This is a genomic window from Microvirga tunisiensis (assembly GCF_009296175.1).
In the GTDB taxonomy this organism is placed as follows: domain Bacteria; phylum Pseudomonadota; class Alphaproteobacteria; order Rhizobiales; family Beijerinckiaceae; genus Microvirga; species Microvirga tunisiensis.
In genome coordinates this window covers 1-13,067 of sequence record NZ_VOSK01000186.1, presented here as the reverse complement: position 1 = coordinate 13,067, position 13,067 = coordinate 1, and the positions used below count along the sequence as shown (strand labels likewise).

Here is a 13,067-nt window from a genome sequence, read left to right as displayed (position 1 = left end):
AGTGTCATTCTGGAGCTATCTTGGCGATAGACTGGGAATTGCTGATGCGCCAGCCGTCCCGCGCCTGGCAGATCTGGTCAGCGACCGCTGCTCCTTAGCGTGATCGCCAACGGTTTTGCCCCTATTACCTTTCATGGTCTTAACTCCTTGATCTTCATATAGAGATCCTGGCCGGATTCTCCAAATCGGCGGCTCGTCACAATCGAGAGAGCGAAGCCGTCCGAGGGCGGAGCCCTGCATTTCAGGACTGCGAGCCTTCCGAATGGTGGGATTGTCGCAAGGTTGGAACCTTGCCAGAAGATGCTCTCACCTCAGGCCTGCCATCCCTGTCACATGCCTTCCATTCGGAGCCGCCGATGTCCGACCTGATCGGGCTGTTCAACCTCCTTGCCCCCTTCTTCGGCCTCATCGGGCTCGGCTTCTTCTGCGGCAAGGTGGTGAAGCAGCCCGAGGCTGGGCTCGCCTGGATGCAGTTCTTCCTGATCTACGTGGCGCTGCCCTGCCTGTTCTACCGGCTCATCGCCGACAAGCCTCTGGATGAACTGGCGAACTGGCCGTTCATCGCCGCCACCACCTTCTCGACCTTCTGCGCCTTCGTTCTCTCGTTCGCGACCGGCTGGCGCTACACCAGGGAGCTCCCGCAATCGGTCATGCAGGGCGTTGCCGGGTCCTATTCGAATATCGGCTACATGGGACCGCCGCTCATCCTCGCGGCGATCGGCGCTTCGGCCAGCGCCCCGGTCGTCCTGATCTTCGTCTTCGACAACCTGTTCCTGTTCTCCGTGGTCCCCCTGCTGATGTCGATGGCGGGGCTCGACAAGCTCACCCTGCCGGCGACGATCCGCCGGATCGTCTGGCGCGTGGTGACCCATCCCTTCAACGTCGCCACGGCCATCGGCATCACCGCGAGCTACCTGCATCTCCAACTGCCGGGGCCCGCCGATCAGATGGTCACCTGGCTCTCGGGAGCCGCCGCGCCCTGTGCCCTGTTCATCCTCGGTGTGACCGTGGCCTTGAGACCCCTGCGCAAGATGCCCGGCGAGGTGCCGGCGCTGGTGTTCATCAAGCTGATCCTGCATCCGCTGCTGGTCTGGGTGGTGCTCTCGGCCATCGGCGATTTCGGCCCGGCCTGGACCTACGCGGCCATGATCATGGCGGCGCTGCCGCCCGCCCTGAACATCTTCGTCATCTCGACCCAGTACAATGTGGGCGTGGAGCGGGCCTCGGCCTGCGTCCTCGTCGGCACGCTTGTGTCGATGTTCACGCTGACGGGTGTTCTCTATCTCACCACGAAAACCGGGGCGTTGCCCTACGATCTGTTTCCGTGAGGGTTCAAGCCGGCGCCGTTGAGAGCAACATCTACCCGTTCACCCTCATCCTGAGGAGCAGACCTTAGGCTGCGTCTCGAAGGAGGATCCATTGCACTCTGGAGACGCCTCGTCCTTCGAGACGCTTCGCTCCTCAGGATGAGGCTATCGGGAGCGTCTGCGAGGCAGAGGTTTTTTGAACAACGTTATTTCAGTATAATAATGGACATCATCGGTGAGAGCTTGGAGGCACATCGATCATGGCCGGCTGTTGGTTTTACATTCTTCGTTGTGCGGACGGCAGTTACTACGTCGGAACGAGCCGTTCTGATGACTTGGAGACGCGTATCAGCCAACACGATCAAGGGACTTTTGGAGGGTACACAGCCAACCGTCGGCCCGTTGCGCTCGTATACTCCGCCCATTTCAATCAAATTACCGATGCGATTGCATATGAGCGGCAGATCAAAGGCTGGTCACGAGCCAAGAAGGAGGCCCTGATCCGTGGTGACTTTGAAGCCCTTCAACAATTGGCGCAAAGTCATCGAGGTGGCAGTCAGCGAGATGTCTAGACAGCGGCCGCATGGCTCACAAGGGGAATCCTAGACCGATGACACGCCCTGCATCAGCCGGGGCACGCCGACGCGGGGGAGCACGCCTTCGCGCATGACGATCCGGCGCAGAGGGCCGATGTTGCTCAAGGCCAGGAGACCGGCGCCGCGCAGGAAGTCGGTCGGGATCATGCCGGTGAGAAGCGTCCGGTTGAGACCGTCGACCGCCGCCGTGCGCAGGCGGACGTCGAGATCCCGGCCGCGCTGATAGCGGGTCAGGGTCTCGTCAGAACCGGGGGAATGACCCGCATCACCTCCATCGACGACGGCGTCTCTCAACGCGGCGACATCGCGGAAGCCGAGATTGAGGCCTTGGGCTCCAATGGGCGGGAAAACGTGTGCCGCTTCTCCGACGAGCGCGAGGTTGCGCGACCAGTAGCGATTGACCGACAGGCCGCTCATGGGCACCAGCCCGCGCGGACCGTCTATGCGCATGGCGCCGAGATGCGACTGCGCCTGCCGCTCGATGGCAAGAGCGAGGGCCGCGTCGTCGAGGGTCGACAGGCGCTCCGCGTCGTCCTTGCTCGTGACCCAGACGAGACTCGAGCGGCGGCCGGGCAGGGGCACCAGGGTGAAGGGTCCGTGGCGGGTATGGAACTCGGTCGAGGCTTCCCAATGCTCCCGGTCATGGGCCAGGATCACCGTCACGGCCGATTGCGGATAGGACCAGGTTTGGGTGCTGATCCCGGCGATCTGGCGCAGCCTGGAGTTCCGCCCATCCGCCGCGACCACGAGGCCGGCCCGGATGACGGCGCCGTCGGCCAGCATGATGGAGGCTCCCGCATCGTCCGCCGCGAAGCCGGTCGCAAATTCCGGCGCGAGGGTCAGGCTCTCGGACGCACGGGCCGCCTCGGCGAGCTTCTCGACGAGAGCCACGTTCTCGATATTCCAGCCGAAGGCGTCGAGGCCGATCTCGCCGGCCCGGAAGCCGGCCGGCGGCGGGCGGAACAGGCTGCCCGTGTCGTCGATGATGCGCATGGTTTCGAGCGGCGCCGCAACGGACGCGACAGCGGGCCAGACGCCCAGCGCCTCCAGAAAACGGACCGAGCCGTTGAGCAGGGCGACGGTTCGTCCGTCGCGGCGCACGTCCAGGCCACCGATGAGAACGGTCCTGTAGCCGTCGCGGGCAAAGGCCAGCGCGGCGCTCAGGCCCACGGCTCCGGCGCCAACGACGGCGATGTCATAGATGTTCTCGGTCACGGGGCTCTCTCACCAGTAAAGCTGCTTCCACCGGCGTGGAATCATCTCTTCTTTATTGTGCCGCATTTTCAACGGCGAACCGGATCCACTTCGCCGAAAAATGCGCTAGTGTTGTGACTCTAACGCTTGTTTCGCACGGGCGACCTTTTCCAGGATAGCTGAGGCCGAGGCGGTCCAGACAAAGGGTCTCGGGTCGGCATTGTGGTGCTCCAGGTAGTCCATGATAGCACTCTCCAGATCGGGCACGCTCGTGAAGGCGCCCCGCCGAATGCGCTCCTGGGTGATCAGGGCAAAGAAGCGCTCAACCTGGTTGAGCCATGAGGCCGAGGTCGGCGTGAAGTGCAGGTGGAAGCGCGGATGCTTTTCGAGCCAAGCCTTCACCTTGGGGTGCTTGTGGGTGGCGTAGTTGTCCACGATCAGGTGCAGGTCGAGGCGCTTGTCGGTGTTGCGATGAATGACACGCAGGAAGCGCAGAAACTCCTGATGGCGATGGCGCTTCATGCAGGTGCCCAGGACCGTGCCGGTCGCCACATCGAGAGCGGCAAACAGGGTCGTGGTGCCATGTCGTTTATAGTCGTGGGTCATGGTGCCGGCACGGCCCTTCTTGAGCGGCAGGCCCGGCTGGGTGCGGTCGAGCGCCTGGATCTGAGACTTTTCATCAACCGCGAGTACCAGGGCTTTGTCCGGCGGATCGAGATACAGGCCGACCACATCCTGGACCTTCTCGACAAAGGGCTTGTCGGTGGACAGCTTGAAGGTCTTGACCAAGTGCGGCTTGAGGCCGTGGGCGTGCCAGATCCGCTGCACGCTGGTGTGGGACAGGCCTGTGACAGCGGCCATCGAGCGCACGCTCCACTGCGTCGCTCGCGGCGGCTTCTCATGCAGGGTCATGTCGACAACCCGCTGGATCACCGCGGCCGTCAGGGGCTTGCGCCCTGGCGGGCGGGTGGCGTCCTTGAGAAGCCCGTCGACGCCCGCCTGCGCATAGCGGCGGCGCCAGCGCCTCACCGTCAGAGTGCTCGTGCCGACGCGGCCGGCGACCTCGGTAGCGCGCAGGCCCTCACCAGCCAGCAGAACAATCCGAGCCCGCCAGACGACCTTCTGGGATGTGTTGCGGTCACCGACCAAGCTCTCCAAGCGATCTCGATCAGCGGCGGGAACCTCAATGCGTTCGATCTTGCCCATCAGAGCAGGATCGCACGTCGGATCGGATTTCGGAATCACTCGTCAGTGACAGAACACTAGGTTGTGGACGGTTCGCGGACTCACAATAAACCACGGATTCGGCATTGCCGACCGGCGCGCCGCTTCCCTATGATCGTTCCACAACGGAAGCGCACACCCGCGCGGCCCTTGCCAAGAGCCGCGCGGGCGGCCATCCATGTGCAAATTCCTACCCGGCTGCAACCCTTAAGTCAGAGTCGCTGTGTGAAGGCAGACGTATCATCATCGGGGCCACCCCTCGTCGAGCTTCAAGGGATCAGCAAGCGCTACGGCGACCTTCTCGCCAATGACGGAATCGATCTGGCCATCGAGCCGGGCGAGATCCACGCCCTGTTGGGCGAGAACGGCGCGGGCAAGTCGACGCTGGTCAAGATCCTTTATGGCGTCATCGAGCCGAGCGCCGGCGAGATCCGGTGGGAAGGTCGCCCCGTTTCCATCGGCTCTCCGGTCGAGGCGCGCAATCTCGGCCTCGGCATGGTGTTCCAGCACTTTTCGCTGTTCGACGAACTGACGGTCGCCGAGAACATCGCCGTGGCGCTGTCGGGCGACTGGAGCCTGTCCAGCGTTCGCAGCAAGCTGGGCGAGATCAGCCAGACGTATGGTCTGGCGCTGGATGCCGACCGGGCGGTTTGGACCCTGTCGGCCGGCGAGCGCCAGCGCATCGAGATCGTCCGCTGCCTGCTTCAGAATCCGAGGCTGCTGATCCTGGACGAGCCGACTTCGGTCCTCACGCCGCAGGAGGCCGAGCATCTCTTCACCACCCTGGACCGGCTCTCGGCCGAGGGCTGCTCCATCCTGTACATCTCCCACAAGCTCGAGGAGGTGCGCCGCCCCTGTCGCCGCGCCACGATCCTGCGGGCCGGGCGCGTCGTCGCCACCATCGATCCGCGGGCGAAGAGCGCCCGGGAAATTGCGGCCCTCATGGTCGGCAACGAGGTCGGTGAGGTTCGCACCGACGCGCCGCATCACGTCCAAGGCGAGATGCTCAAGGTCTCGCGCCTGTCCATGCCGGCGGCCGGACTGCACGGACAGGCTGTGCGCGAGATTGAACTCGTGGCCCGCGCCGGCGAGGTCGTGGGCATCGCTGGTGTCGCGGGCAACGGGCAGAGCGAATTGTTCGCCGCCCTGTCGGGCGAGCGGCTGGCGGACCGGACGGATGCCGTCGTCATCGCCGGGAAGCCGTCGGGCACGATCGGCATCGACGCGAGGCGCCGCCTGGGCGCCGCCTTCGTGCCGGAGGAGCGCCTGGGCCACGCGGCCGCGCCGAGTCATCGCCTGAGCGAGAACACCCTGATCTCCCATGCGGCAGCGGAAGTGAGCCGTTCGGGCTTCATCCTGGTCAACGCCGCCAGACGACTCGCCCGCTCCATCGTCCAGAGCTTCGACGTGCGCACGCCCGAGGGCGATCCGCAGGCCCGCAAGCTCTCCGGCGGCAACCTGCAGAAATTCGTCATCGGCCGCGAGATCATCCGCAAGCCCAAGCTGATCATCGTCGACCAGCCGACCTGGGGTGTCGATGCGGGCGCGGCGCGCCTGATCCGCCAGGCTCTGGTCGACCTCGCCCGGGCGGGCAGCGCCGTCGTCGTCGTCAGCCAGGATCTCGATGAGTTGTTCGAGGTGGCGGACCGGATGGCCGTCATCCATCAGGGGCATTTGAGCCCGCTGAAGCCGGTCGGCGAATGGACCAAGGAAGCCGTCGGCCTCGAAATGCTCGGCGTTGCACAAGCCCAAGGGGGCGCTCATGCGCTTTGAGCTGACGCCTCGTGCGAGCGTTTCGCCGGTCATGCGGGCGCTGGCTCCGGTCGCCGCCTTCGTCACCGCCTTCCTCATCGCGGGCTTCGTCATCTGGCTGATGGGGCGCTCGCCCATCGCGGCCTTCGACGTCTATGTACTCCAGCCCTTGAGCGACCCCTGGGCGCTGCAGGAGCTTCTCGTCAAGGCGACGCCGCTGGCGCTCATCGCCATCGGCCTTTCCTATTGCTTTCGCGCCAATCTCTGGAACATCGGCGCGGAAGGCCAATACGTGATCGGCGCCGTGCTCGGCAGCTGGCTTGCGCTTAAGACCCACGGCACGGAGGCCGGTTTCTGGGTGCTGCCGCTCATGCTGCTGCTCGGGATCATCGGCGGCGCGCTCTACGGGCTGATCCCGGCCTTCCTGAAGACCCGGTTCGGCGTCAACGAGATCCTGACCAGCCTCATGCTGGTCTATGTGGCTCAGCTCATTCTCGACTATCTGGTGCGCGGCCCCTGGCGCGATCCGAAGGGCTTCAACTTCCCGCAATCGGTGACCTTCGACCCGTCGGCGACGCTTCACCCCATCCTCGAGGGCGGGCGCGTCCACTACGGAGCCGTGTTTGCGGCTGTTGCGGTCCTGCTCACGGCCGTGATCCTCGGGCGGACGCTGTTCGGATACCGGCTGAAGCTGACCGGCGACGCGCCTCGCGCGGCGCGGTTTGCCGGCTTCAGTTCGAAGGCGACCACGATGGCGGTCTTTGCCATCTCGGGCGGCTTGGCCGGCTTGGCCGGCATCTCTGAAGTCTCGGGCCAGATCGGCCAGCTCCAACCCTCGATCTCGCCCGGTTACGGCTTTACCGCCATCACCGTGGCCTTCCTGGGCAGGCTCAATCCCATCGGCATCCTGGTCGCAGCCCTCGTCGTCGCGCTGACCTTCATCGGCGGCGAGAGCGCGCAGATCATGCTGAAGCTGCCGCTCGATCTCACGCAGGCCTTCCAGGGCATCCTGCTGCTCTGCGTGCTGGCGGCCGATGCGCTGGTGAGCTACCGCATTCGTTTCGTCACACGGGGAGGGGGCAAATGACCACTTTCGAGGCCATCCTGCTCACCATCGTCACGGCATCCACGCCTCTCCTGATCGCGGCCCTGGGCGAACTGGTGACGGAGCGCTCCGGCGTGCTCAACCTCGGTGTCGAGGGCATGATGGCGATGGGGGCGGCCTGCAGCTTCGCCGCCGCCGTCACCTTCGACTCGACCCTGCTCGGCGTCGCCGCCGGAATGCTCGCCGGGACCCTGATGGCGGCCCTGTTCGCCCTCGTGGTGCTGGGCTTTGCCGCGAACCAGGTCGGGTCGGGCCTGGCGCTGACGATCTTCGGCCTCGGACTGTCCGGTCTGATCGGCGCCCCGTTCGTCGGCGCGAGGCGCGATCCCGTCGCCCCTCTCGACATTCCGGTCCTGAGCGACATCCCGGTGATCGGCCGCCTGTTTTTTGAGCAGGATCTCTTCGTCTACGCGTCCATCGCACTCACCATTCTGGTTGCGCTCTATCTCACCCGGAGCCGCTCCGGCCTGACCCTGCGCTCCATCGGCGAGAACCATACCTCGGCCAATGCGCTGGGCCTGCCGGTCTGGCGCGTGCGTCTCTGGGCCATCCTTTTCGGCGGGGCCTGCTCGGGTCTGGCAGGGGCCTATCTCGCCCTTGTCTATACCCGGTTCTGGTCGCCCGGCATGACGGCCGGGCGCGGCTGGATCGCCCTGGCGCTCGTCGTCTTCGCGGCCTGGCGGCCGGGTTGGCTGCTGATTGGCGCCTATATCTTCGGGGCGGCGACCGTGCTGCAGCTCCACGCCCAGGCCGCCCAGTTCGGAGTGCCGCCCCAGGTCCTGTCGGCGGTGCCGTATCTTGCAACGATCATCGCCCTGCTGCTCCTGTCCCTGCGCCGTGGCAGGGCCATCGGAGCGCCCGGTTCCTTAGGGGTGCCGTTCGTGCCTGACCGGTGAGCAAACTGGTGTTAATCTGACCAAAGTGTAGGCAGAGGAATTCTTGCCAGAAGCCTTCAGACCTGCGACGGAATGTTGGAAATCCAAACTCGAGGGAACGAGCATGTTTTCAGGGAAACTCTTCGGAGCTGTTGCGGGGGCGACGGTCCTGGCTCTGTCCGCGACCGGCGCATTCGCGCAGGCGAAGGACAAGATCAAGGTCGGCTTCATCTATGTAGGGCCGGTTGGTGACTTCGGCTGGAGCTATCAGCACGATCAGGGCCGCCAGGCCATCGAGAAGGCCTTTCCGGGCAAGGTGACGACCACCTTCGTGGAGAGCGTGCCGGAGGCCGATTCCGAGCGCGCCATCGAGCAGCTCGCCCGCACCGGCCACGACCTGATCTTCACGACCTCCTTCGGCTTCATGGAGCCGACCGTGAAGGTCGCCAAGAAGTACCCGAACATCAAGTTCGAGCACGCCACCGGCTTCAAGCGCTCCCCGAACCTCTCGACCTACGCGGCGAAGTTCCATGAGGGCCGCTACGTCACCGGCGTGATCGCCGGCAAGATGACGAAGTCCAATGTCATCGGCTATGTGGGCGCTTTCCCGATCCCGGAAGTGATCTCCGGCATCAACGCCTACTTCCTGGGTGCGCAGTCGGTGAACCCGAACGTCAAGATCAAGGTTGTTTGGGCCAATTCCTGGTACGATCCCGCGAAGGAAGGCGACGCCGCCAAGGCGCTGCTCGACCAGGGCGTGGACATCCTGGCCCAGCACACCGACAGCCCGGCGCCGATCCAGGCCGCCGAGGCGCGCGGCCGTTTCGGCTTCGGCCAGGCCTCCGACATGGAGCGCTTCGCCCCGAAGGCCCAGCTGACCGCCATCACCGACAACTGGTCCGACTACTACGTCGCCCGCACCAAGGCGGTTCTCGACGGCACCTGGAAGTCGGAAGACACCTGGGGCGGGATCAACGCCCACATGGTCGTGATGTCGCCTTATAAGAACATGCCCGACGACGTGAAGAAGATGGCTCAGGACACCGAAGCCGCCATCAAGTCCGGCCAGCTCAACCCCTTCAAGTGCCCGGTCATCGGTCAGGACGGCAAGGAGATCGAGTGCAAGGGCAACGGCGCGCTCTCCGACGAGCAGGTCCTCGGCATGAACTTCTACGTGAAGGGCATCGAGGACAAGATCCCGCAATAAGCTCCCATGTGCTTGAACTGAAACGAGGGCAGTCGGGCGAACGGCTGCCCTTTTCTTTGCGATCTCTATATTCATCGGCGGAATTTCAGAGGATCAGGAATGGCCGAGCGGGCGACCATCAAGCCGGGTGAGAACGACGTTCTCATCGTCGTGGATGTACAGCACGACTTCCTGCCGGGCGGCGCGCTTGCCGTGCCGGATGGCGATGCGGTGATCGAGCCGATCAACCGGCTCGCCAAACGCTTCCGCCATGTGGTGCTGACGCAGGACTGGCATCCGGAAGGGCACGCCTCCTTCGCCTCAAGCCATCCCGCCAAGCAGCCTTTCGAGATGGCCGACCTGCATTACGGTCCGCAGGTGCTCTGGCCGGATCATTGCGTGCAGGGAACCTCAGGCGCCGAGATTTCGCGTGACATCGATATCCCGCACGCGCAACTCGTCATCCGCAAAGGCTACAATGCGGGGATCGACAGCTATTCCGGCTTCAAGGAGGCGGACCGGCGGACCTCGACGGGGCTTGAGGGCTATCTGAAGGAGCGCGGATTCCGCCGCGCCTTCTGCGCCGGGCTCGCGCTGGATTACTGCGTGGCCTGGACGGCGGCGGATGCAGCCGGAGCCGGGTTCGAGACCTACCTGATCGAGGATGCCTCGAGGCCCATCGACACCAATGGGTCGCTCGAGAAGGCTTGGCGGGAGCTGGAAGCCGCGGGCGTTCGGGTGATCACGAGCGAGCAGATCACAGGCGCCTAGTGGGTCGTCTGCCGTCGGATCTGGCATTCTGCTTGCACTTGTGATCTGGGCTGAGGAAGCGGTTGGCCGGTGCAGGCTCCGGAGCCGCCCACGCGATAGATCTGCTCCTTCGCACAGCACCGTCGCCGCTGTCGGCGTTTGCCGTTCCAGACGAACGGCGTCGGCTGGGCATTCCAGCTTCGTGCCGTCTGCTCGAACCAGCTCCCGATCTCGGCAGGACTATGCGGATGCTGCCCGGCGAGCGCGCGGCGCTTGAGCACGCGCTGGATCGACTCGGCCATATTAAGCCAGCTGCCGCCCACGGGCGTGTACAACGGCATGATCCCGTGCGCGCACAACCACAGTACCAGCTCAGGTGTCTTGTGGCCGGTGAGATTGTCCCACACCAGCAGGAGGCGCAATGGCGGCAACTCCTCCGGCAAGGTGAAGCGCCGGGTCAGCCCCGCCTGCCAGACCTCCCACGCCGCGTGTGTGAGGACTGGATCAGCGACAGCTGGTGCGGGCAACTCCGCCAGGATCGCGCTGAGACGCTCGCGCAGCCACGGATGCAGCACCGCATTCGTACAGCGCTCGGCCGATTGCAGACGCACCTGGCCGGAGGCGGGATGGAACAGGGTCAGGATCTTGGTCGTGCCGCCACGGATATACTCGTGCGGGTGCCGCGCCGGATGAGCCTGCGGCTGCCAGGAAGGCCCCGGATGCGGCACGGCTTGGAACGGACCCGCCTCGTCCTCGCACCAGACCGACAGCCCCTGTTGGGCAGCCTGCGTGTAGGCCTGCTCGATCAGCTTTTTTTGGCAGGCGCATCCGGATCGCTGACGCGCACCACGCCGGACTTGCGGTTGCGCAGGGCCGCGCCGGTTTCGCACCAGGTGCGGCTCTTCTGCCAGCTCAGGCCGGCCTCGCGCAGGGTGCGGGCGATGGTGAACCGACTGACCCGCGGCAGGCCATCCGGCGCCCAGCGCAGCGCCTTCTGCAGCAGGCTCAGCGACCAGGTGGCGCTGCCGTCCTGCTCCCGCTGCGGCGCTCGCGCCCACTCGGCCAGGATGCGCTGCTGCTCTTGAGCCCCGTAGCGGATGCGCGGCCCGCCGCCATGATGCGGGCGCACAGCAGCCAGTCCCTCACAGTTGAAGCGGCTGACCCAGGCCGAGATCGTCTCGTTGTGGCCGCGCCCGACGAGATGGGCGGCGGCGGTGTAGCTGGCCCCATCGGCAATCGCCAGCAGGGCGCGGGCCCGATCGACTTCAGCGGCGGGGGCGCTCTGGGAGCGACTGACGCGGGTGAGCTCTGTGCGCTCCTGCGGGGTGAGCGGGCGCAAGGGATCGTTCTGGTGGCGCGACATGGGGCACCTCGCAGCACGAGGATCACCACGCCACTATACCAGATCCGACGGCAGACGACCCACTAGTGCTCCCATTGCCGTCATGGCCGGCCTCGCGCCGGCCATCCGGATTGGTAGAGCGCAGCGCCTCACGCCGTCGGGATCACCGGGACAAGGCCGGTGATGACGGGGAGGGCGTCTCAAAGGGACTGCGGACTGCTTAAACCACCGTCCCGTGCAGATCGTACTCGTCCGAGCTCTCGATCTTCACGTTCACGATCTCGCCGGACTTGAGCGCCTGGCGCGAGGCCACATAGACGACGCCGTCGATTTCGGGGGCGTCGTACTTGGTCCGGCCGGTCGCGACCGTCGCGCCCTGCTCGTCGATGATGACCGGCAGGGTCTTGCCGACTTTCCTCTTGAGGATCCTGGCGCTGACCTTCTGCTGGGTCTGCATGAAGCGGTGCCAGCGCTCTTCCTTCTCCTCCGGCGTAACGGCGCCGGCGATATCATTGGCCGGCGCGCCCTGCACCGGCTCGTACTGGAAGCAGCCGGCCCGGTCGATCTTGGCGTCCTTCAGCCACTGCATGAGGAAGTCCACGTCCTCCTCCGTCTCGCCGGGGAAACCGACGATGAAGGTCGAGCGGATGGCGAGGTCCGGGCAGATCTCGCGCCACTTGCGGATGCGCTCCAGGGTCTTTTCCTGGTTGCCCGGGCGGCGCATGGATTTCAGCACGCGCGGCGAGGCGTGCTGGAAGGGGATGTCAAGATAGGGAAGGATCTTGCCCTCGGCCATCAGCGGGATGACCTCGTCCACATGCGGGTAGGGATAGACGTAATGCATGCGCACCCACATGCCGAGATCGCCCAGCTCCTTGGCGAGCTCGAAGAAGCGGGTGCGGACCTCCCGGTCCTTCCAGAGGCTCGGCTGGTACTTGATGTCGAGGCCGTAGGCGCTGGTGTCCTGCGAGATCACCAGGAGTTCCTTGACCCCGGCTTTGGCGAGCCGCTCGGCCTCGCGCAGGACGTCCGCGATGGGACGGCTGACGAGATCGCCGCGCAGCTTCGGGATGATGCAGAAGGAGCAGCGGTTGTTGCAGCCCTCGGAAATCTTCAAGTAAGCGTAGTGGCGCGGCGTCAGCTTCACGCCCTGAGGCGGCACGAGGTCCACGAAGGGGTCATGGGCCGGCGGCACGGCCTGATGCACGGCCGAGACCACGGATTCGTAGGCCTGAGGACCCGTAATCGCCAGAACGTTCGGGAACTGGTCGCGGATCTGCTCGGGCTCGGCGCCCATGCAGCCGGTGACGATGACCTTGCCGTTCTGGGCCATGGCCTCGCCGATTGCCTCCAGGGACTCGGCCTTGGCGCTGTCGAGGAAGCCGCAGGTATTGACGATGACTACGTCGGCCCCGTCATGCTCCTTGGTCAGCTGGTAGCCCTGGGCGCGAAGCTGGGTGATGATGCGCTCGGAATCGACCAGGGCCTTCGGGCAGCCCAGGGATACGAACGAGACTTTCGGCGCGGGAGCATTCATCCGCCACATCCACTTATCTAATCGAAACTGACATCAGTGAGGCGCCCGCCTAGAGCGCGTTGACATTCAGGTTTTCGACGGACTCGCAAATCTGATTCAAGCTCCTTTTGGGCGCGGAGGCTTGGGTGAGCGGAGTTCGTCTGATGTTGAAAGATCACCAGTGGGATCGGATGGAGCCGCATTTGCCGGGCAAACGCAT

At 65.0% G+C, this 13,067-nt stretch carries 12 protein-coding genes; 7 read left to right on the top strand and 5 right to left on the bottom strand.

What is annotated here, in order from left to right; translation table 11 throughout:
• Window positions 1-356: 356 nt before the first annotated feature.
• The gene (locus tag FS320_RS28590) at window positions 357-1,328 is read left to right on the top strand and encodes an AEC family transporter (protein WP_152715661.1); all 972 of its coding nucleotides are present in this window, start codon (window positions 357-359) and stop codon (window positions 1,326-1,328) included.
• Between the two features lie 239 nt (window positions 1,329-1,567).
• Window positions 1,568-1,879 (top strand): GIY-YIG nuclease family protein, encoded by a 312-nt coding sequence (locus FS320_RS28585; protein ID WP_152715660.1) that lies wholly within the window; start codon window positions 1,568-1,570, stop codon window positions 1,877-1,879.
• 30 nt (window positions 1,880-1,909) lie between these two features.
• Here the strand turns inward: FS320_RS28585 and FS320_RS28580 are convergent, their stop codons facing one another.
• Together FS320_RS28580 and FS320_RS28575 are read right to left on the bottom strand one after the other, a co-directional pair.
• Window positions 1,910-3,118: a UbiH/UbiF family hydroxylase gene (locus tag FS320_RS28580; RefSeq protein ID WP_162003552.1), complete on the bottom strand. Its 1,209-nt coding sequence runs from the start codon at window positions 3,116-3,118 to the stop codon at window positions 1,910-1,912.
• Between the two features lie 105 nt (window positions 3,119-3,223).
• Entirely contained in the window at window positions 3,224-4,303 is a 1,080-nt protein-coding gene (locus tag FS320_RS28575; RefSeq protein WP_108523411.1) for an IS630 family transposase, read from the bottom strand.
• A gap of 243 nt (window positions 4,304-4,546) precedes the next feature.
• Between FS320_RS28575 and FS320_RS28570 the strand changes: the two genes are divergently transcribed.
• The 5 genes from FS320_RS28570 (at window position 4,547) to pncA (ending at window position 10,010) form a co-directional block, all read left to right on the top strand.
• Window positions 4,547-6,094, top strand: coding sequence for an ATP-binding cassette domain-containing protein (locus FS320_RS28570; protein WP_162003395.1), 1,548 nt, complete (start codon window positions 4,547-4,549; stop codon window positions 6,092-6,094).
• Window positions 6,084-7,160, top strand: coding sequence for an ABC transporter permease (locus FS320_RS28565; protein WP_152715659.1), 1,077 nt, complete (start codon window positions 6,084-6,086; stop codon window positions 7,158-7,160). The genes FS320_RS28570 and FS320_RS28565 overlap by 11 nt, the downstream gene beginning before the upstream one ends.
• On the top strand, window positions 7,157-8,074 hold the full coding sequence (locus FS320_RS28560; protein WP_152715658.1) for an ABC transporter permease: 918 nt from the start codon (window positions 7,157-7,159) through the stop codon (window positions 8,072-8,074). Before FS320_RS28565 ends, FS320_RS28560 begins: the two co-directional genes overlap by 4 nt.
• A gap of 103 nt (window positions 8,075-8,177) precedes the next feature.
• The gene (locus FS320_RS28555; protein WP_152715657.1) at window positions 8,178-9,260 is read left to right on the top strand and encodes a BMP family ABC transporter substrate-binding protein; all 1,083 of its coding nucleotides are present in this window, start codon (window positions 8,178-8,180) and stop codon (window positions 9,258-9,260) included.
• A gap of 99 nt (window positions 9,261-9,359) precedes the next feature.
• Window positions 9,360-10,010: a bifunctional nicotinamidase/pyrazinamidase gene (gene pncA / locus FS320_RS28550; protein WP_152715656.1), complete on the top strand. Its 651-nt coding sequence runs from the start codon at window positions 9,360-9,362 to the stop codon at window positions 10,008-10,010.
• On the opposite strand, the gene FS320_RS28545 is transcribed toward pncA, so the two are convergent.
• From FS320_RS28545 to rimO, 3 genes are all read right to left on the bottom strand, one after another.
• Window positions 10,007-10,879, bottom strand: coding sequence for a transposase (locus FS320_RS28545; RefSeq protein WP_202882906.1), 873 nt, complete (start codon window positions 10,877-10,879; stop codon window positions 10,007-10,009). The genes pncA and FS320_RS28545 overlap by 4 nt on opposite strands.
• Complete coding sequence (locus tag FS320_RS28540; protein WP_152715655.1) at window positions 10,795-11,352, bottom strand: helix-turn-helix domain-containing protein; 558 nt, start codon at window positions 11,350-11,352, stop codon at window positions 10,795-10,797. The genes FS320_RS28545 and FS320_RS28540 overlap by 85 nt, the downstream gene beginning before the upstream one ends.
• A 199-nt stretch (window positions 11,353-11,551) precedes the next feature.
• Window positions 11,552-12,868, bottom strand: coding sequence for a 30S ribosomal protein S12 methylthiotransferase RimO (gene rimO / locus FS320_RS28535; protein ID WP_152715654.1), 1,317 nt, complete (start codon window positions 12,866-12,868; stop codon window positions 11,552-11,554).
• Between the last annotated feature and the right edge of the window lie 199 nt (window positions 12,869-13,067).